This window comes from Candidatus Nitrospira neomarina (assembly GCF_032051675.1).
In the GTDB taxonomy this organism is placed as follows: domain Bacteria; phylum Nitrospirota; class Nitrospiria; order Nitrospirales; family UBA8639; genus Nitrospira_E; species Nitrospira_E neomarina.
In genome coordinates, this window is the sequence record NZ_CP116968.1 from 3763184 (window position 1) to 3783121 (window position 19938).

18 protein-coding genes are annotated in these 19938 nt (G+C 49.5%); 8 read left to right on the top strand and 10 right to left on the bottom strand.

The genetic code is table 11. The features are described 5' to 3' along the window. The first annotated feature begins 18 nt into the window (after window positions 1-18). The 8 genes from hpnA (at window position 19) to PQG83_RS16240 (ending at window position 9834) form a co-directional block, all read left to right on the top strand. Window positions 19-1005, top strand: a complete 987-nt coding sequence (gene hpnA, locus PQG83_RS16205) for a hopanoid-associated sugar epimerase (protein ID WP_312743226.1) — start codon at window positions 19-21, stop codon at window positions 1003-1005. A 594-nt stretch (window positions 1006-1599) separates the two neighbouring features. Then, window positions 1600-2001 (top strand): phage holin family protein, encoded by a 402-nt coding sequence (locus PQG83_RS16210; RefSeq protein WP_312743228.1) that lies wholly within the window; start codon window positions 1600-1602, stop codon window positions 1999-2001. Between the two features lie 144 nt (window positions 2002-2145). Beyond that, window positions 2146-3948, top strand: a complete 1803-nt coding sequence (locus tag PQG83_RS16215) for an ATP-binding protein (RefSeq protein ID WP_312743229.1) — start codon at window positions 2146-2148, stop codon at window positions 3946-3948. A gap of 183 nt (window positions 3949-4131) precedes the next feature. Further along, window positions 4132-4485: a hypothetical protein gene (locus PQG83_RS16220; protein ID WP_312743231.1), complete on the top strand. Its 354-nt coding sequence runs from the start codon at window positions 4132-4134 to the stop codon at window positions 4483-4485. 159 nt (window positions 4486-4644) lie between these two features. Further along, window positions 4645-5712 (top strand): SAM-dependent methyltransferase, encoded by a 1068-nt coding sequence (locus PQG83_RS16225; RefSeq protein WP_312743234.1) that lies wholly within the window; start codon window positions 4645-4647, stop codon window positions 5710-5712. Between the two features lie 373 nt (window positions 5713-6085). After that, entirely contained in the window at window positions 6086-6316 is a 231-nt protein-coding gene (locus tag PQG83_RS16230) for a hypothetical protein (RefSeq protein WP_312645826.1), read from the top strand. 592 nt (window positions 6317-6908) lie between these two features. Beyond that, complete coding sequence (locus PQG83_RS16235) at window positions 6909-8729, top strand: SLC13 family permease (RefSeq protein ID WP_312743238.1); 1821 nt, start codon at window positions 6909-6911, stop codon at window positions 8727-8729. A gap of 100 nt (window positions 8730-8829) precedes the next feature. Further along, window positions 8830-9834: a potassium channel family protein gene (locus PQG83_RS16240; protein ID WP_312743241.1), complete on the top strand. Its 1005-nt coding sequence runs from the start codon at window positions 8830-8832 to the stop codon at window positions 9832-9834. Window positions 9835-9850: 16 nt separating this feature from the next. On the opposite strand, the gene PQG83_RS16245 is transcribed toward PQG83_RS16240, so the two are convergent. The 10 genes from PQG83_RS16245 to PQG83_RS16285 all read right to left on the bottom strand — a co-directional run bounded on the left by PQG83_RS16245 (window position 9851) and on the right by PQG83_RS16285 (window position 19561). Next, complete coding sequence (locus PQG83_RS16245; RefSeq protein WP_312743243.1) at window positions 9851-10639, bottom strand: sulfite exporter TauE/SafE family protein; 789 nt, start codon at window positions 10637-10639, stop codon at window positions 9851-9853. A gap of 467 nt (window positions 10640-11106) precedes the next feature. Next, window positions 11107-12717: a PAS domain S-box protein gene (locus tag PQG83_RS16250; protein ID WP_312743245.1), complete on the bottom strand. Its 1611-nt coding sequence runs from the start codon at window positions 12715-12717 to the stop codon at window positions 11107-11109. A gap of 105 nt (window positions 12718-12822) precedes the next feature. Next, window positions 12823-14256, bottom strand: a complete 1434-nt coding sequence (locus tag PQG83_RS16255; protein ID WP_312743247.1) for a c-type cytochrome — start codon at window positions 14254-14256, stop codon at window positions 12823-12825. A gap of 286 nt (window positions 14257-14542) precedes the next feature. After that, entirely contained in the window at window positions 14543-14989 is a 447-nt protein-coding gene (locus PQG83_RS16260) for a response regulator (protein WP_312743249.1), read from the bottom strand. Window positions 14990-15247: 258 nt separating this feature from the next. Then, entirely contained in the window at window positions 15248-15436 is a 189-nt protein-coding gene (locus PQG83_RS21055; RefSeq protein WP_376753604.1) for a rhodanese-like domain-containing protein, read from the bottom strand. Continuing rightward, window positions 15400-15747, bottom strand: coding sequence for an NAD(P)/FAD-dependent oxidoreductase (locus tag PQG83_RS16265; RefSeq protein ID WP_312743251.1), 348 nt, complete (start codon window positions 15745-15747; stop codon window positions 15400-15402). Before PQG83_RS16265 ends, PQG83_RS21055 begins: the two co-directional genes overlap by 37 nt. Window positions 15748-15870: 123 nt before the next feature. Beyond that, the gene (locus tag PQG83_RS16270) at window positions 15871-15999 is read right to left on the bottom strand and encodes a hypothetical protein (RefSeq protein WP_312743254.1); all 129 of its coding nucleotides are present in this window, start codon (window positions 15997-15999) and stop codon (window positions 15871-15873) included. A 26-nt stretch (window positions 16000-16025) separates the two neighbouring features. After that, the gene (gene pyk, locus PQG83_RS16275; protein WP_312743256.1) at window positions 16026-17456 is read right to left on the bottom strand and encodes a pyruvate kinase; all 1431 of its coding nucleotides are present in this window, start codon (window positions 17454-17456) and stop codon (window positions 16026-16028) included. Between the two features lie 197 nt (window positions 17457-17653). Further along, the gene (locus PQG83_RS16280) at window positions 17654-18316 is read right to left on the bottom strand and encodes a cytochrome c (protein WP_312743258.1); all 663 of its coding nucleotides are present in this window, start codon (window positions 18314-18316) and stop codon (window positions 17654-17656) included. Window positions 18317-18328: 12 nt separating this feature from the next. Continuing rightward, on the bottom strand, window positions 18329-19561 hold the full coding sequence (locus tag PQG83_RS16285) for a molybdopterin-dependent oxidoreductase (protein ID WP_312743260.1): 1233 nt from the start codon (window positions 19559-19561) through the stop codon (window positions 18329-18331). Between the last annotated feature and the right edge of the window lie 377 nt (window positions 19562-19938).

Genomic DNA, 19938 nt, shown 5'->3' on the forward strand with positions numbered 1-19938 from the left:
TGGCAACCTCAGATTTTTATGAAAGTACTTATCACAGGATCTTCGGGTTTCATTGGGGCTGCGGTAACACGAGCAGTCGTTGCGAAAGGAGATGAGGTCCGTGTATTAATTCGGCCCACCAGTAATTTAAAAAATCTTGAAGGGTTACACGTCGAAACCGTTGTGGGAGATTTGCAGGATCCCTTGTCCCTCAAGAAGGCTATGGCCGGCTGCGAAGGGCTATATCATGTGGCGGCGCATTATGCGTTGTGGGCTAGAGACCCTTCAATCTTTTATGCCATCAATGTCGAGGGGACAAAAAATTTATTCCGTGCAGCAAGGGAGGCAGGCGTTCAACGAATCGTCTACACTAGCACAATTGGTGCGATCGGGTTGCCTGATGAAGGAGGCCTTGGAAATGAAACCCTCTTTCCTTCCTTGGCTCAGCTGGCAGGGGATTATAAGCGATCAAAATTTTTGGCTGAGCAGGAAGTCCTTCGCATGGCTCAAGAGGGGTTGCCGGTGGTTATTGTCAATCCAACGGCTCCAGTGGGAGAGCGCGACGTTAAGCCCACTCCAACTGGACAAATTATTGTTGATTTTATGCGTGGCCGAATGTTGGCGTATATTGAGACCGGGATGAATTTGGTGGATGTTGAGGATGTGGCCATAGGGCATATCCGGGCCATGGAGCGTGGTCGGGTGGGTGAGCGGTATATTCTGGGAAATCAAAATCTTACACTGAAAGAAGTATGTCAGATTCTCAGCCGACTAACGGGAGTGCCTGCCCCGCGGCTTCAATTGCCTTGGAGGCTTGTCCTTCCCATGGCGCATGTGAATCAATGGATTGCCAATCTGGTCACCCATCGTCCACCCAGAATTCCTTTGGAAGGAGTGCGGATGGCCAAGTATCACATGCATTATGATTGCACGAAGGCGCGCCAGGAACTGTCGCTTCCCCAAACCCCGGTGGAAACAGCACTCAAAAAAGCCGTACAGTGGTTTCGCCAGCACGGATACGGCTGATCTCTCCTCCGCAAGCTTTGCCCATCACCATAGCCAAATTGTGGAATTTATTGTTCTGCCCGCCCACATTGGTATCTCATGCCGGATGCTTTTGTCTTTTTTAGGGCCATGCTCCGTGTGGGAAAATATCTTTGGATACCGGCTGACAGGCAGGTTTTTCGGCCTCACGCGGGCAACTGTTTTTATGGGTGAATAGGCCTGGACCCGGGCGGAATGCGGGGATGAGCGTTCGTCGGATTCCTCTCTTATTATCTAAGGTATCGTTGGATGGAGGGGGGCGGAAACGTAACAGACCCCATTGGTCGTGAGGTGGTGAAATGGAAGTTGCTACTAAGTATTTGCCTCTAGCGTGATATCCTGGCCTGTAAATTAAATTTTCGGGACTTCTAAATTGGGGAAATGCTGATGGGCATTGAACGTTACATTATTTACCTTCTGCTCACCACAGTGCATCTCTCTTCATTGTGACGAAGGTAGTTCAATTCCATATTGCCGAGTCTTGAGATGGGATGAAGTGGTATCCTCAAAAATTTTTGACCCCATTGCGGGTCGTGTCGCTTGAGGCCACTACCGCAGGGCCGTTATGATGCAACCATGAAGGGATTTCTCATTCGATGCGGGATCACGGGGTTTGCGGTATTGTTGGCGAGCCAGATAATCCCTGGCATTGAAATTACAGGGGTTGCGTCGGGGATTGCCGCAGTGGTTATTCTTGCATTCCTCAATTCCATCATCCGCCCAGTGCTTTATCTACTTTCAGCACCATTTATTTTCGTAACACTAGGGCTATTCATGGTTCTCATTAATGGATTCCTGCTCTATCTGGTATCCATTCTGGTGAAAGGATTTATTGTCTCTGGATTTTGGCCAGCGGTGGGTGGTGCGATCATTATTAGTCTGGTGAGTGGATTATTAAATCTCTGGATTTCCGAGCAAGGCCGAATAGAAATTGTCACGCATCCTTCTTCGGGTCGAAAAATTCGCCATATAAATTAACGAGACAACTCCTTGGATATATTATCCTAATCTTAAGGAGGGGTTCAGGGATTTTTTAGAGACTGGGAAAAGCCCTTCGCCCCCTTAACCATCGGCATATCCGACAATTCATTGTGCGCAAATATTCTGAGAGGAAACGCATGCATGTCCAATCGTCTTGAATCCACACTAGCTACCAAGCAACAAAGTACCCTTCAAAAGATTCTGACCTCCGTGGTCAATGAGGTCGGGATGGAAGCGGTCTTGGTCGCGATTATGACTCATGATGGTGGGCCCTTGGTCGAGCAGGTTTCCCGGGGGTTTTCTCCAAGAGAAGTCCGCGCGATTCTTCGTGCACTTTCAATGGAGGATTTGAAAAATCTGGCCGTTCGTAACGGGGTGGGCGGGGAGTTGGAGAGCGTACTCAGAATTCGCATGGTGACTCCTGGGAGCAAGGTTGCCTTGGTCCTTCCCTTAAAGTTTGGCGGCCGAGTGTATGGCACGCTGGTATTGGCCAGGAGAGAAAATTCCGCGCTGACCAAAAGAGAAAAGACGACTCTCTCCACCAATGTCTCGCATATTTCCACAGAATTAAAGAAAGCAGGACTATTTGGTTCCTCACTGATCTTGAGCAAGCCAGTAGTGGGTAATGAACCATTGGCATCGGGTGTGGCTGGAGAAGAGGGGCCTGCGCCCGTGGCCCGAACGTATTCGAATGCGGAAGTTCAAGAGCGGATAGGGAGCATTTTGACGGAAGAAGTCAATGGGGGACTGTCTTTTGATCGTGGCTGGGTCAGCATTTATGACCCTCTTGCCGCGACGCTGGAAGTGTTGGGTGTATTCGGAACCCAGAAAAAGGATGTGAGCCCGGGGCAGCTTCTCTCGCTAGATGATTCGGCTTCCGGATGGTCTGTTCGTCATCGAAAGCCCCGCTGTGACAATAATTTGGCTTCAACCCAAGGGCGTTTTCACGACTATAAACAGCTCTATCGTGATCGGTTCGCGTCGACCATTGTCGTTCCTTTTTACGTCAGGGGACGAGTGGCGGGGACCGTTACGTTAGCGTCAAAAAATCCTAATAATTTCGATCAAATTGGGAGCGAATCGAAAAGCCTAGAGGCCATTACGACCAAATTGGTGGAATTGTTTGAAGACCCATCGTGTCATCTCTCTGTCATGGAGGTTGCCCCGATTCAACCCGAGCAACCTGCTCTCAAAGGGCAGGTGATGACTGCTCAATCGGAGGGAGGGGATGTTCGTAAGGAAGAGCGACGTGCCGCACTGCATGAAGTAAGCTCGTTTCTGGCTACAGAAATCCGTGAACCTATTGGGTTTATCAGGGCTCAGTTAGAAGAAATTACGACGGATGCCGACCTTGATTTCGATTCGCAAACCCGGGTGGAAAATGCCATGCGGGATATGATTCGTATTGAAACGGTCTTAAATGAAATTCTGGACTTTGCCAAACCGTTGGAACTTGATCGAAAAATGTGCCGGGTTCAGGATTTATTGGATAAGGCTTTTTCGTTGGTGTCGACGGACATTCGCGTAAATCGGATTGAGGTCCTCAAAAAAGTACCGGCTCGGTTGGCCCAAGTCCGGTGGGATGAATTGAAAATGCAGCATGTATTCCTGTGTATTTTCAAAAATGCCATTGAAGCCATGTCTCCAGGAGGGCATTTACGGGTGGAAGTCATGCTCACTAGAGCCCGAAAACCGGAACTTCAGATAATTATTGCCAATGATGGAGTGCCCATACCGGCCGAATTTGTGGATAAGGTATTTGAACCCTATTTCACCACAAAACGATCAGGGACGGGATTGGGTTTGGCGACCGTGAAAAAAGTCGTTGAGGAGCATCAGGGTCAGATCAGTATCGCTAGCGAGCCAGATAAGGGAACGACCGTCACTATTCTCATGCCAGCCCCACGACCAAGAACGCCATATCGGCCACGCCGTCCAGCTTGATGGAACCAAAGCAAGTACCTGAGGCGGTGCCATTTCAAAATTTTCCCTATTTTGGTTGGGTAAGCTTGACACTACCGGTCAATCTGAATAAGATCGCCTTTTCTATTTGAATAAATTGGGCTATGTACATATCCAGACCATTTTCTATTGTTAACCAGTCATAACCAACAAAGGAGCGGTCTTATGAAAGGGATTGGAATTTTTCTTGGAACGGTGGGTGCCAGCACCTTCGCGCTATCAATGGCCTTTGCCAATCCAGGGTTGTTACCAGCTCACCCGGGGTATCCGGCTGCTGGGAAGTCTCCAGTGACCGGTCAAGCTACAGCTAATGATCCTGGCCAAACAAATGCAGGAGGAGAAAAGAGCCTGTTGTCTTCTCAAGAATTTGGCAGCAAAGCTGCTAAGAATGATGTTAGTGATCCTAATCGTGGCCGGATCATAAATTCTGGTGGTGCTGGTCGGTTGCCTGAAGTCGAAGGCCCGCTCAACAAAACCAACCCGAATCCGGCAGGGGCCAAATCGACTGTTATTAAGTAATTTACTTTTTGCAGGTTGAATACTCAGGAGAAGGGTGCCAGCAATGGCACCCTTTTTTTGTGTGAGATATTTTCTCCACATCATGTTTCATGATCTGCTCCTACCTCGTTCTATGCCTTTTTTCACTTACGCAACCAACAAATTTTGCCTGGACTTGTCTTGAACCGGATTGATACGGAGCTTGGGAAGGCTTTAAAAGCCAGAATTCGAACACAAGGGCCAATGACCTTCAGGGATTTTATGGCGGCGGCCTTATATGACGAAACTATGGGGTTTTATGCAAAGGCACCCAAAATTGGAAGTCATGATGGGCCGTTTGACACCAATGCAAGATTCCCGGCTTTTGGATATGCCATTGCCAAAGCCATCACGTATGCCGAGAAGGCGTTGGGATTTCACCTGCGGGTCTTGGAATTAGGTGGAGGAACAGGCCAGTTGGGTAACAATATTATTTCTTGTCTTGAAAACGCTCATGAATATCTAGTTCTAGACCCAAGCCCCGGGTTGCGAGAGAAGCAAAAACAAAGAGGATTGCATGCGATCAACAATATCGACTGTTTAGCCCCAGGACCGACATTTGTGTTCGGGAACGAAGTGCTTGATGCCTTACCCGTTCATCGAGTAATGGGAATGGGCCATGAGGAAGTATTGGAGTTGTATGTGGATCTGGACGAGGAGGGAGAGTTTTGTGAGCAACCGGGTGCTCTATCAACGAGGGAACTAGCCGACCGGTTGAGTGATGATGGGGTGAAGCTTGGGCGAGGGCAAGTCGCAGAAATTTGTTTGGAATTGAAACCATTCCTCAAAAGCATATGGAGAGTTGTGGATCCAGGGTATGTAATTTTTATCGATTATGGGGATCGCGCCTCAAATTTATATTCACATCGGCATAGAAATGGGACTCTTCGTTCCTACTATCACCAGCAACAAGTGTATGACCCGTTTTTCGCTGTGGGCCAACAAGACTTGACGGCAGATGTGGATTATACGGCTGTTTGTTTCATCGCAGAGGAAATTGGTTTTGAGGTAGCAGGGCCTATCCCGCAAGGAACATGGCTGAGAAATGTTGGAATTCTGGATTATAAAGGGCTAACGGGTGTTAGGGAGTCTGATCTAGAAGAGATTGATGTGCTCACTAGGCCGACCGGCTTGGGAAGTACTTTTGACATTCTCATACTCAAAACAAAGGGTCTCACTGATGGGCCAGGTCTACAGCCAGCTTCATAAAGAACCTGTCAAAATATCCACTAGCCTGCCAAATCTCACCATATTTTTCTTTGAACCGATAAAGGCGAAGGGGGCTCCGGTGAGAGGTAAGTCAAAAAAAATAATTTTTTTTAAAGACGAGCATGATGCCTAATTTTTAGTCAATGTTTCCAATGCACACAAAATGTGTGTTTGCTCTTTTTTTTTATCACAAAATATTGTAGACTCCAAAAATTCATTCGATTGTCTAGTGATCTCCTTTCATTTTCCGCAATCATACACACCTAATTAAGTGGTGCTTTTCGAGATCTCACGTGGTGCGTGGCACGCGTGATGCACTGACTCACCTGTTGAGAAGAGTGGGAAGCAGGAGGCTTTCAAAGGAGGGAGAGTTATGAAGTGTGTACGATGTGATGGGCTTATGGTGGTTGATGACTGTCTGGACATCAAGGGCGCGATGGGAGAACTTTGGATCAAAGCGTATCGATGTATTATGTGCGGGAACCTGATGGACCCCGTCATTAATCATCATCGCACTGATGGTCCGGTTCAGGCGCAGGTTATTCCATTTCGGAAGCGGCTACGAAGAGCTCCACGGACTCCTGTTGCTCGATTGACGGCCTAAAAAGGCGGACAGAAAATTTTGAGAGATCCGGTGGGACTTGGGAGGAAAAACTCTCTCAGGTACCGATTGACTCCTGGTGCAGGATAAAGTTCTCTCTGCTCCGCTGTGGCCAGGACCTGGAACCAATAGATTAAATTCCCGGTTCTTCCGGCGTTTCTGAATCGGGTGTGTTTAGATTTAACTTTCTTATTCACATGGCCCTGGTATAGTTCTTTCCTCGAAACTCTTCCAATTTTTCATCTTTGGTTATTCCGGCCTGACTGCTTGAGTTTGCCTGACAATTCTTGTTTTAGTTATTTATTGGGCATGCCCCCCATGGGGATGATCTCCAAGCCGGCATTCAGCTCTGCATACGTGGGCCCACCTTTTCCGGGAGAATCCCCAGTCCGTGAATGCTATTTTTCCCCTCCTGGATAAGAATTGTAAAACATTTCATTCCCAACGTTGATACGCTATATTGTTTAAGAAGTCTAAAAATGACCTGAGTATGCCATGTTATGGCGTATAGTTATAGATTTTAGGAGTGTTTTGGCAGCTTCCCTCCCCTTCCCACCCCCATCATCGATGCCCTGATAGAGGATTCATCTCATTTGTGAATAGTGACCACCTCTTTTTCCTGGGCCTAATGGGAATCCTGTTGGTGCTCTTTATCTGGGAACGATGGCGCTATGATTTGGTCGCCCTCAGTGCCTTGCTTCTTTCAACCGTGTTGGGGTTCGTTCCCTCCGAAGAAGCATTTTTAGGATTTGGTCATCCTGCCGTGGTCACCGTCGCGGCTGTGTTAATTATCAGTCGTGGATTGAGTAACGCGGGGGTCGTGGAAATGCTTACGCGCTATGTCAAGGGCGCAACGTCTCTTTCCCCGTCCCTCCATGTGGCTGTCTTATCTTCTCTCGGTGGATTGATTTCAACCGTCATGAATAATGTGGGAGCCCTGGCGTTACTGATGCCGGTGGCTATTCAATCCTCCGTTGAGGCCAAGCGGTCCCCGGCCGTGGTGTTGATGCCCTTGGCTTTTGGAACGATTTTGGGGGGTATGGTTACTCTTATTGGGACACCTCCTAATATCATTGTGGCCCATTACCGCGCAGAAGTCGCCGGCGAGCCATTCGGGATGTTCGACTTCACTCCCGTAGGAGGAATCATGGCGCTAGTGGGAATTCTCTTTGTGGCGCTAGTGGGTTGGCGTCTCATTCCCATTGCCCGACGGTCTCAAAATGCGCCGCAAGACCTGTTTTCAATACAGGAATATTTAACAGAGGTTGAAGTGCCTGAAAATTCTAAGGCAATAGGCAAATCTCTGTCAGAACTGGAATTGGCCACTGAAGATTCTGACGCCTTAATTATTGGGTTGGTGCGGGGTGACCAATCTATTCGGGGGGCGGCTTGGAGGGAACACATTCAAGTCGGCGATGTCCTCGTCCTTGAGGCAGGACCGCAAGGTATTAATAAATTTGTGTCCACATTGGGTTTGAAGTTAACAGGAACGCAGCCCAAGGAAGAGGGTCAGGAATCTGAAAAAAAGCCATCCGCAGGTAAGGATGGGGATATGCTGTTGGAGGCTGTCGTGCCGCCTGATCGTTCATGGTTGGTCGGGCGGATGGCGGGTTCTTTAAAGCTGCGAAGCCGGTTTGGAATTAACCTGTTGGGAGCATCTCGTCAGGGCACTCCTTACCGTGGCAGGCTGAGGGAATTTCGGTTTAAAGCCGGCGATGTACTGCTGCTGCAGGGAGAAAAAGACCGGGTCCTGGAAGTGATCGGACTCCTCGGATGTCTTCCCTTGGCCGAGCGAGGAATTCAGTTGGTGAAGCCTGGTCAGGCGTGGCTGGCTGGGGGGGTATTCGCCCTGGCCTTGGGCAGCGCCATGTCCGGATTGGCGTCACTTCCGATTGCATTGATTTGTGCCGCCTTGGGGATGGTCCTGTTCAATATTGTATCTCCGAGAGATGTGTATCAAGCCGTGGATTGGCCGGTCCTGGTATTGTTGGGGGCTATGATACCTATTGGGCAAGCACTGGAACGAAGTGGAGCAACGACCGTGTTGGCTCAGTTTCTGGTTGGCATGATGGAGGAGTTTCCCCCCGTACTGCTCTTAGGCCTGATTATGGTCATGACGATGACTTTGTCGGATGTCATGAATAATGCGGCAACGGCCGTCGTCATGGCACCATTAAGTGTCGCGGTGGCCCTGAATCTTGGGGTGAGTACAGATCCCTTTCTCATGGCGGTGGCTATCGGGGCATCGTGCGCCTTTTTGACTCCAATAGGGCATCAAAATAATTTGTTGGTCATGGGGCCCGGGGGATATCGATTTGGGGACTATTGGCGGATGGGATTGCCTTTAGAGTTGTTAATTCTTGTGGTCTCCCTTCCTCTCTTAGTCTTCATGTGGCCCTTAACGGGTCAAGGGTAACGGGTTTCTGAATAAGAAATAAGAGGAAAAAGTGGCTTTCTCATTCCGAACCCATTCTTCCCGAAAGGCCTCCCGCCTCTTTTTTAGGCGGGTGGTCTACATGCCTACCGACCTTGATCCGTTTCGCACCCTCTTGAGCAGAATTATATTGGTGGTCATGCTGTTTTGTTTTTTGACGGGGATTTTGTGGTTGGATCGAAACGGGCTTAAGGATCAGATAGACGGGGAGATCTCATTTTCAGATGTGATTTATTTCACGATGGTCACGGTGACCACCGTCGGCTATGGGGATATTGTGCCGGTTACTACGCGGGCGCGCCTGATTGATGCATTAGTCGTGACGCCGGTCCGCATATTTCTATGGGTCATTTTTTTAGGGACCGCCTATCAATTAGCGTTCAGGCAATTTACCGAGGTATTTCGCATGGCAAAACTCCAGAGGTCACTCGATCAACATGTCGTCATCTGCGGATTCGGGCATACCGGATACTCGACTGTCAAAGAATTGCTCGCCAAGGGCACAAACCCTGACCATATTCTGGTCATCGATCCCGGTGAGGAACGAGTACGCATTGCGGGAGAATTAGGAGTCGTGGCACTCCGAGGCGATGCCACGCAGGAAGGGCTGCTGAAATTTGGTGCGTTCCTCAATGAAGCCAAAGCGGTCATTATTGCGGCTGGGCGGGATGATACCAATGCCCTCATTTTGTTAACTGTCCGTAATTTGAATTCCCGTTGTCGGGTCATTGTCAGTGCGAAGGAAGAAGAAAACGTCAAACTGTTTCGGCAAGGGGGGGCGCAAACGATTATTTCCCCGGCAACATATGGCGGATATATGTTGGCGGCCGCAGTGGACCAACAATATTTGGCAGATTATTTGGAGGATTTTTTGACAGCGGGGGGAAAAGTCAATATCCAGGAACGAACAGTGGAGAAGCAGGATGTCGGGAAGACGGCTTTGGATTTACAGCCGGATGTGCTACTCCGGGTGTATCGGCAAGGAACGATTATTTCACCCTGGGAATTTCAAAAAAACCATAGGCTGGAACAGGGCGACGTCATGTTATTGTTTAAACCGGTTTCAGAAGATACGCCTTCCGCTTGAAAAAACTCTCCCAATCCTAAAAGATGAGTGGCCTCGCGTTGGCCATGATTAATAAAATTCCGATGAATCCGATTAAAATGGCCACGCCCCGTCTTAAATGGTGAGCAGGAATCGATTGAGTGACTTGTGAGCCAAACAGTAACCCGAGAACACTGCCGAGTAACACTAATCCTGTTAGCACCACATCCAGGTGCGCCCCCTCGAAATGGCCAATTACCCCGCCGATGGAAATAAGGGCAATGATCAACAGTGACGTGCCAATAGCTAAGCGAATGGGAAACCCCATGAGAAACATCAAGGCGGGAACAATGAGAAACCCTCCTCCGACTCCAAAAAATCCGGTCAATAGGCCAACTCCCCATCCGAACGTGAGGGCTTTCAACGCACAGCGCCAGGAGAATTCCTTTGCGCATCCGCTCGGAACGTCGTTGTGTTCTCCTTCATAATTTTTCCAAAACGTCCACATGCTAATAAACAGGAGCAGATTGCCAAATGCAAAAAGAACCAAGGAGTCCGGAACGAGTTGGTGGCCATGAGCCCCAACCCAAGCACCGACCATACCGGTCAGGCTGAACAACATAGCAGAGACAAAGTGAACACGTTGCTGGCGACTCTCATGCCATGCCCCAAAGAGGGCCGAATAGCCAACGACGATGAGTGACATGGTCGTGGCATTTTGAACCGGTACGCCAACGACATACACTAATAAGGGAATGGCCACTAATGATCCGCCCCCTCCTGTGGCCCCTAACAGCACGCCGACGATCCCACCAGACAGAAGCGCCAACAGGTAGTGGAAGTCCATGAGAAATTAGGTTGAAAAAGGAGCGGGTGAAAGAATAGAGCCTGAGGCGTCAGAGGCGTGCGACATGCTTTAACTAGCAACGTGGATAATATCAACCATAATTGGCGATGAAATATTACCGGAAGAACGAAAGGAAAAAATGGGAGGTAAATGTGTCCTTGTCTTCCTTGGATAGCATGAAAAGATAACGAATCCATGACCCTGCCCAAGGCCATGCGGATAAGTTCTCAGACATCAGAAACGTCATGAAATCTCCCGAGTTTGAATGAAACTATCTTTTGAAGCGGAATTTGAGTTCATTGTATGGGGAGAAATCGAATGAGACAAGAGTCTCCGGTTCGGACGAAGGCGTCCTCATTGTCCTTGTTTTCGATGATTGGTCGTACCGACAAAAAATTAACGTTTTCCAGCGTGTGACGCATGAGGTTGATTGAACGTCATCTGAATACTCCCCGCCTTTCCTGAAGTCATGCCTTCCCAGACCTGGCTGGAGATGAAGTGATTTGAGTGATGGGAAGGATAAGTCGAAAGGTTGTTCCGTGGCCCTCTTCACTTTCGACCGTAATGTGACCGTGATGGAGGTCGATGGCATCTTTCACAATTTTTGTGCCGAGTCCGGTTCCCTCCTTTTTGGTGCTAATAGCCTGAGCGGTAAAGAGGCGGTCTCGAACTTCAGGCGCCATGCCTCTCCCCGTATCGGCTACCGTCAACTCGACAGTATCCGGACGCGGTCCTGGAGATCCGCCGACCGTGACTGACCCTCCACGTGGGACTTCCGGGATGGCATTGTTGATGAGATTGTAGAAGGCGTTGAACAAGCGACGTTCATCGGCATCAATGACAGGTAGGGCATCAAGACCATTGGTCAGGAGAGTAATCCCTTTTTCTGCGGCGTAGGTGCGAAGAGTGTCGAGCACTCCATTCACAATTTCTCCTATGCGACAGGGTGTGAAATGTGGAGGACTAGTCACACCTTTGACGGCATCCGCAATTTCACGCACACGGTCCTGAATGCGTCGGGCATTGGTAACGATCATACGTATCAGATCCAGGCTGTTGGCATAACTGTTCTCCGCTCCTTTTGCCTTTTCCTGGATTAAGGTGGGGAACTGTTCGTCCAATTCATCCTTCAATAAATCGGCACCGGAAAGCACAGGCATCAACATGTTTTTGATATCGTGTCCGATATCCCCTAGAACTCTTGTCACCTCCGCAAGTTTGGCTTCTTCTACTAACTGAGCCGCCATACGTTTTTTCTCAGTGATATCCTGAAACGTGACCACTGCCCCCGCAAGTTTTCCCTGGTCATCCCAGATTGGGGTGCTTGTATACCGGGCGGGAAAGCTCGTCCCATCTTTTTTCCAGAACACCTCGTCCTCACCCTGGTGAACCAGCCCATCCTTATAGGCCCTATAAATGGGGCATTCTTCCGCCGGGTAAGGAGAGCCATCAGATTTCGTATGGTGCCAGGTGATGTGACTGGGTGTGCCAAATAGCTCCCCTGGTTTATAACCTAATAACGCATTGGCCGCGGGATTGACAAAGGTGTGGTGTCCTTCGAGGTCTAACCCGAAAATTCCCTCACCGGCGGCTTGTAAAATCATATCGTTGTGTCGACGAAATTCTTCAATGGCTTTTTCGCATTGCCGCCGATACGTAATATCTTGAAAAATCACCACGGCACCGACCAAGACTCCTTCATGCCGAATAGGTGTGCTGGTGTATTCGACGGGAAAACTGGTCCCATCTTTTCGCCAAAACACTTCGTTGTCGCCTCGATGAACTTGGCCATCCTTATAGGTCGCATAGTTCGGACATTGTTCCTGAGGATAGGGGGTGCCATTGGCTTTGGTATGATGCCAGAGAGAGTGGCTGGGTTGGCCGATCAACTCCTGGGGCTCATAGCCCAACATGTTCGCGGCTGCCGGGTTCACAAAAGTGTGCCGACCTTCCAGATCCAACCCGAAGATCCCTTCACCGGCGGCCTGTAAAATGAGGGCGTGGTGTTGTTCAAGATGTTTCAGAATTTGTGAAAGGTCGGTATTGTCCTGCTGTGAATTTTCTGGTGTTGGGGCCATGATCCTCTTCCTACTCGTTAGGTTTAGGGACTGGAGAAGATGTCTCCAGTCCCTGAAATAAAATTTCTTGTCACCCCCGCCGAAGGGTCTGAACCAAATTCCAGTTTATTTGGCCAACGTCCGGAGGTACTGAATCAATTGCCAAACTTGGTCATCGGGCATACCGGAAAAGGCCATCATGCCGGTTCCTGCAGATCCGTTTTTGATAATCCAATACAATTGTCCGTCGGAAATATCTTTCATCGTTTCTCCACAGGTAAAGTTTCGAGGATGTGGAATCAACGCTGCCCCCATTGGCCCTTGTCCGTCCCCTTTATCGCCATGACATTGCTTACAGGCCAAGGGTTGAGCGGTTTCGTGATACAATTTTTCTCCCGCCTTGATGTGCTCTTGAGAAGGGGGTAACGGACTGGTCATATTACGAAATTTTCCAGGCGCCTGCTTGGTATTGCGTGGTTGTGGGCAGACTCCTGATGGTCCTCCGGATTGTGAGGCCGCACTCGCCATTTCCGGGGCACCCTTAAACGTGGTCTTCAAATAGGAAATGACATCGGATACGCCTTCTGTCCGGCCTATGGTCAGTCCCCAATACGGCATCATGGAAGACTTCCCAACCGCTTTCCCACCGTAATAGATCACGTTATACAGATAATCCAATGGAATTTTTTCAAAGGGAATATTGGCATGCACGGCTGGTTTGGGTTCCAAGCCTGAAGCCGCCGGGCCATCCCCTTTGCCCTCCGCCCCATGACATTGTGCACAATATTCTTGATAAATTTTGGCCCCGTTTTCGACATTCGGGTGGTTGAAATCAGCGCTCTTCCATGGTTCATAATAAGAAAAATCCTCATTCCCTCTGGTCGCAATAAACCCCGTGACATATCGCAGCCCCAATGCACTGACATCTCCGACAAACTCTCCACTGTGTGGAACAAAGTCGGGGGGATCGGAGTTGAAGCGATAAATCCAATCAGCCTTCAGCCGTTTCCCTGAATTAAAGAATGAGGCGCTCTGCGGGCCTCCGGTCTTTTTCCCATCCACCATAATTTGATGACAGCCAATGCAGGAATGTTGAATGAAGATTTCCTCTCCAAACTTTGCCTCCTGTTTACTAAAGGTCGACATATCAATGGACCCCGGTTTCACTCGAGGGTCCTGTAGGTGTGTCTCAAAATAGTCAGCAAGGCCTTCAGCTTCCTGTTGAGAAACGGTCATGTGCTGGTCAGGTTGTTGGCCCTGATCCCAACGGTAACTCTTGGCATACAGCATCGGTTCTTTCCCCGTCAGCCATCGAATCAACCAATCCCGCTGAAACTTGCTGCCCCCCCACATGAGATCCGGAGCCTTTAAATTAAAGCGGCTCTCTCCCTCGCCCTGAAACTTATGACAGGTCGAACAGGTGGTGCTGATCAGGGACTCTGCATCTTTTCCGTCAGCGGCAAAAAGAGAACCGGGAAAAAGGAAACAGAAAAGGACGCCCACCGTGAAAATGAAAACATGGCTTTGCGGATGTAAGTGGACACTCCTCGTGTGATTCATTGGGGAAACCTCCAAAAAAAGAGTTAAGAAAGACAGGAAATTATCATCATGTTTGGGGTTTTGTGATTTAAAAGACCTCGTTTGAATTTCAATGGGGAAAAACTCCCCATCCCAAGCGCCCATAATTTGGGGTATTTTGACTCGTAAAACCCATGCCCAGCGCTTTCCTAATGCCAGAGCAAAATCAACACCAAAATGAAAGGCTAGAAGGTTTCCTCACAGGTTTTCTAATTTCGAAAGGACTTTTTCGCCAAAAAAGAGGGAGGGTTGACCCCTCTTCTTATTCTTATAAATGGTTGATCTCCCGTTGATCCATGGCCTTCGCAACCGCAGTCAGAAGTTTCTCCTTTTCAACCGGTTTGACCAAATAGTCAATAATCCCATTCTTCATCAAGGATGTGGCCATGATTAAATCCGGGAATCCGGTCAGCACAATCAACGATACATGCGGGAATGCATTTTGAAAAAACTGAATAGCCTCCAGTCCATTCAGTTTTGGCATTCGGATGTCGGTGAGGATCACGTCCAGTAACAGAGGGTTTTCTTCACTTTTGATTTCTTGTACGGCCTGTTGCCCGTCTTCGGCCTCAATCACGTCGTAACCGGCTTTTTCCAATGACAACCTCACAACTTTGCGAACATCAGGTTCGTCATCGACTACCAAGATCCGGCCCAAGGATGTTTGACCGCTGAACATGGCCGCTGTTCGAAATTGACTGGCTGTTTGCTCCATGAGCACCCTCCTTCGGTAAAATTTGTTAAGACACCTTTCGATTTCTCTTCTTCATGCCAATAACAAAGGCAAACCAAATGCCACATGCAGTAAGGGAAAAAATTATAAATGAAATCAGTTGTTTGCAGTGAAATGTGCAATGGGTGGCAACGAAAATATGATGGATCGTTAAGCCTGATTTAACGGATGGAGTTAACACGTTAACTGCTCAGGCTTTCAAAGATTTACTGGTTTGGTTGGATTGAGGGGAATCGAGTTTTATTGAGGGAAGCTTAAATAGCCACCCGTGAGGTTGAAGACATGGGTGAAGCCATGCTGGAGGAGAATGCGTGCCGCGAGATACCCGCGTAATCCGACACGACAATAGACGACGGTTTCCTGAGAGGGATCCAGGTGCTGAAGATGGTCTCTCAGTTCATCAAGTGGAATGAGTCGGGCAGGAGGAATGTGAGCTTCATGATTGCCCCGGCACCGGGTGCCAGAATGAGTGTGTCATAGGGGTGAGAAGTGATTTCTTGAGTCATCAGGTTTTTCACCTGGACACATTTCGCCGTTCTGTCTATATGAAGGACTTCGTGTAACACGTGGACCCGGACCCTGAATCGTTTCCAGAACCGCTCCGGGGTTTGGAGCAGAAGGTCATCACGATCCGGAATGGTATTTCCCACATAGTACGGGAGACCACAATTGGCAAAGGATACATAGGGGTCTGTTGAAAAAATCCGCCAGCGGCGTTCTCGCCATTTTTCCGTGCTCACGTACTACGCGTACGCTCCGCGCGAAAAAACGGCTGCGGCCTTGCTGGACGGACTTTTTTGAACCGACCCGGAGCCTTTGATGAGTAATCTAATCCTGGGCAAATTTGTCCTTGAAAATCTTAATTATTCAACACTCCCATAGGGCCATTTTTCAAACATCTCAATGTTTGCCGCTTCGTTGGTTCGACGTGCCTTAGCGGCCGCGCTCGCCCCCCCGGCCACTCCACCGACAATGATGATGGTGAGGGACATGCTCCTAACATTCTCCCTGCAGAAATTTACACGACTAAATGGGCTTTGATGATATTGGTTCCGAAGGAATGTCCCAGGCGTTCCCCGGTGACGATGACAATGAGCCGGCCTTCCTGAAGCAGACCGAGGGTTTTGAGATGATCCTGGGCGGCATTGATTCGTTCATCGGTGGCATCAATTTGCGGAAAGACACATGAGACAATGCCCCATACTAAAATCAATTGACGGGTAACGGCTGGGGAGGGAGTCAGTGCGATAATCTGGACCGTCGGTCGATGGCGGGCCAATAACATGGCTGTATGGCCGGAATCGGTGAAGACCACGATGGCTTGGGCACCAACAGATGTTGCAAGAGAGACGGCCGCTTCACAAACCGCTTCCGGAGTCGAACGCACGGTTTCCTTAGATGAATCGGATTTCTGGATTCGGCGGAACATTTCCTTTTCTGTTTGTCGGATAATCCGATCCATAACCTGGACCGATTCGAGAGGAAAATTTCCCGTGGACGTTTCGGCCGACAACATGACGGCATCCGTCCCGTCCAGCACGGCGTTCGCCACATCCGATGCTTCGGCGCGAGTGGGGGAAGAATTTCGAGTCATCGATTCGAGCATTTGTGTGGCTGTGATCACAGGTTTTCCCATGCGATTGGCCTGGGCGATGATCTGCTTTTGGAGGAGGGGGACTTCTTCCGGGCTGATCTCCAACGCCAGGTCACCTCTGGCGACCATCACTCCATCTGCCGCATCAAGGATTTCATCAAGACATGTCAGGGCTTCAGGTCTTTCGATTTTGGCAATGACAGGAATCAGCGATGATCGATCAGTCAAAGCCGTTTGGAGTGTATGAATATCCTGCGGACTTCGAACAAAAGAGAGGGCGACATAGTCGGCTTGAACGTCGATGGCCACTTGAAGATCACCGGCGTCTTTCTCCGTAAATCCCGGAATGTCGAGTGGAAGTCCGGGGAAATTGACACCTTTATGTGAGGTGACCTGGCCTCCGACCAGGACTCTGCAGATCAGCCGGTCGGTTTCTTGTTTTTCCACGGTGAGGGACATATTTCCGTCATCAATTAAGACGATTTGACCTGGTTCCATGCCGTCCGGGAAATGGGAAAGATTAACCGGCAGAGTATCCCCCGATTGGTTGTGCCTTGAGTTTTGGTCTGACTTCGGAATCAGAATGATACCCCGCCCTTTCTTCAAGACGGTCCCATCATTTGGGAGTTCTCCCAGACGGATCTTCGGACCTGCCAAGTCTACAAGGATCGCAAGGGGTATTTTCTCCTCAAGAGCAAGGCTTCGAAGGCGTTGAATTGTTGTCTTGTGCCAGTCAGCGGTTCCATGAGACATGTTAAACCTGGCGACATTGACTCCGGCATGGAGGAGTTGTTTCAAACAATCTTGGGATGAAGTCGCAGGGCCAATCGTGGCTACAATTTTGACATGGCGCATGGGAGTGGTCTCAAAATTTGGTTAAAGATGTTCTAACAGAAATTGGTGGGGAAGCGGGACCTTTTGTGACCGCAACTACCAAAATTTTTACGAGAATTTTTCTCAGGTTTCATGGTGGAAATATTGGGGAAACTCAAGAAAGAGATTAGGCCGCTGATGGAATGGCCTAATAGCCAGGCTCTCAGGATTCATCGGGGTTATGGAGTTAACGTTCGAAGAAATGAAAGAAGATGATTCAATTCTAATGTATTCAGATCGTTCTTCCATGCAGGCATGGCTGTTCCCGGTCGGCCGTTGCGAAGCGTGTCAAGAATGGTGGTATCTGATTGCTTGCCGAGTAACGTGAGGTTGGCGGCTGGGGGAATCAGGGCCTGTCCAATAGGGCCATCCCCTTTGCCCCCAGGTCCATGACATGTCTCACAGTGTCGCTCATAGAGAGCTTTCCCTTTTTGGGGATTGCCAGCGTGAGTGGGTGATTGACCGGGTGTTTCCTTCTGTTCGTCATGCTGAGCGGGAGGAACAGAAGGTGAAGGCTGGAGTGAATTTTGCGTCACCAAGTAGTCGATCAATGGAGCCATGTCCTCATTCGAGATTGGACAGCCAAAGGTTATTTTCATTTTGTTGACGATTTCCATCCAATGCTCACGGGCATGAGGTGGTTGCGTATACACATATTCTGCCGAGTGACACATGAGGCAGTACCGGCTTGCAATGGCACTACCAGTGCCGGGTTGAAACGATATTGGATCAGGAGGAAGATTGAGAATGGACACCTGTTCTCTTTCATGGTCAGGGGCCGGAAGTCCCCACGCAAGTCCTGTAACCCACAGAAACACTATAAAGACCATGCAAACACGCATCAAAAGTTGTCCTCAGCCGGCTTGAATATTCACCGTTTCGATCACATTACGAAGATACCCATTTGGATTCCATCGGGCACCGAATCGCTGTGATTCTCCAATCCGATTGATGGCCAGTGATTGCAGTGCATACGAACGCCCGGGCTTCGGAATAAATTTGGCTTCCCAGGGGCGGAAGCTGAAATCACCATAATCCTTTCCTAATCGGGCGGATTGCCATTGTTGTCCACCATCCACGGAGACCAGGACGCGATCAATGCCATGGCCCTGATCAAAGGCGATGCCTGAAATGGTGCAAGGTTCCCCTCCCGGTATGGTTCCACCCTCCTCAAGATTGGTGATAAAGGAACGAACGGGCATTTTGCCCATGGGCACGGTATCCGTTAAGGACTCTCCGGGTTTTACGCAGTGACAGGAATTGGCCGGCAGGCGATAGGCCTGTGTCGTCCAAAAATTTTGATCGGCCTGATTGAGCACTTCAATATCATTCAGCATCTTCACCCAATAGGTGGCATACCAGCCAGGCGCCACAAGGCGAAGGGGATAGCCGTTTAGCATGGGGAGGGCCTCCCCGTTCATGGAGTGAGCGACCAACACCTCTTCCTGGAGCGCATCATCAAGGGCCAGGGATTTTCGAAAATCCGCTGTGGCTTGTGCGACGGGTTGATCCAGGCCATCGAACCTGACCTGCACCGCATCCCCTGATATGCCTGCCCGATGAAGGAGATCACGGAGTCTGATTCCCTTCCAGTTGGCATTTCCCATTGCCCCATTTCCCCATTGTCCGCCTGGCACCCGGGGATTAAAAAACCCGCGACTGTTTCCCGAGCATTGGCAGACGGCGGCAATTTCGACTTGCTCAAATTGAGTGTGTAATTCATGAAGACTCAGGGATAGGGATTGATTGACTCGACCGCGAATAGTCAGCCGAAAGGTGTTCACGTCAATTTCGCGAGGGATATTGGCAAGATGCCAGCGAACAAAAAATGCATCATTGGGCGTGAAGATGTCTTCATTAAAAATATGAAAGGGGGTTTCCAATTGAGGAGGCCTTGTGGTCATCACCATGAGGGGCCGCTTCTGTGGAAAAGCCACCAATGGACGGCGACCCCGTTCGAAAGGAAGAGTGACCGTTGGGGAATCGTTGGCCAAGAGGCCTCTAGGGGTGAGTAGGCTTGCCAACCCGAGAGCCAGGCTCCCCTTCAATAAATGTCGACGGTCTATACCCTGTTTTCTTTCCTTCATAAGGCAATTTACCGTGTTTCTCCCAATGAACCCATCTAGCCTCCCATCGTACAGATCAGGCCTTCACACTTATCCTTCCTGGTGCAAAGGCAAATTGACTACCCACTTATCGTATCCGGTCATCGGCCATTCCGGAGAGTGTTGAATAATTAAGATTTTCAAGGACAAATTAGCCCAGGATTAGATTACTCATCAAAGGCTTCCGGGTCGGTTCAAAAAAGTCCGTCCAACAAGGCCGCAGCCGTTTTTTCGCGCGGAGCGTACGCGTAGTACGTGAGCACGGAAAAATGGCGAGAACGCCGCTGGCGGCTTTTTTCAACAGACCCATTCCGGAAAACAGCATCATGTGCGTCCCCGGGCTCCCATTTTCATAAGCC

Bases quoted from the DNA above. Each gene is read 5' to 3' on its own strand.
- hpnA (WP_312743226.1), top strand. From the start codon at position 19: ATGAAAGTACTTATCACAGGATCTTCGGGTTTCATTGGGGCTGCGGTA.
- PQG83_RS16210 (WP_312743228.1), top strand. From the start codon at position 1,600: ATGAAGGGATTTCTCATTCGATGCGGGATCACGGGGTTTGCGGTATTG.
- PQG83_RS16215 (WP_312743229.1), top strand. From the start codon at position 2,146: ATGTCCAATCGTCTTGAATCCACACTAGCTACCAAGCAACAAAGTACC.
- PQG83_RS16220 (WP_312743231.1), top strand. From the start codon at position 4,132: ATGAAAGGGATTGGAATTTTTCTTGGAACGGTGGGTGCCAGCACCTTC.
- PQG83_RS16230 (WP_312645826.1), top strand. From the start codon at position 6,086: ATGAAGTGTGTACGATGTGATGGGCTTATGGTGGTTGATGACTGTCTG.
- PQG83_RS16240 (WP_312743241.1), top strand. From the start codon at position 8,830: ATGCCTACCGACCTTGATCCGTTTCGCACCCTCTTGAGCAGAATTATA.
- PQG83_RS16245 (WP_312743243.1), bottom strand. From the start codon at position 10,639: ATGGACTTCCACTACCTGTTGGCGCTTCTGTCTGGTGGGATCGTCGGC.
- PQG83_RS16250 (WP_312743245.1), bottom strand. From the start codon at position 12,717: ATGGCCCCAACACCAGAAAATTCACAGCAGGACAATACCGACCTTTCA.
- PQG83_RS16255 (WP_312743247.1), bottom strand. From the start codon at position 14,256: ATGAATCACACGAGGAGTGTCCACTTACATCCGCAAAGCCATGTTTTC.
- PQG83_RS16260 (WP_312743249.1), bottom strand. From the start codon at position 14,989: ATGGAGCAAACAGCCAGTCAATTTCGAACAGCGGCCATGTTCAGCGGT.
- PQG83_RS16270 (WP_312743254.1), bottom strand. From the start codon at position 15,999: ATGTCCCTCACCATCATCATTGTCGGTGGAGTGGCCGGGGGGGCGAGC.
- pyk (WP_312743256.1), bottom strand. From the start codon at position 17,456: ATGCGCCATGTCAAAATTGTAGCCACGATTGGCCCTGCGACTTCATCC.
- PQG83_RS16280 (WP_312743258.1), bottom strand. From the start codon at position 18,316: ATGCGTGTTTGCATGGTCTTTATAGTGTTTCTGTGGGTTACAGGACTT.
- PQG83_RS16285 (WP_312743260.1), bottom strand. From the start codon at position 19,561: ATGAAGGAAAGAAAACAGGGTATAGACCGTCGACATTTATTGAAGGGG.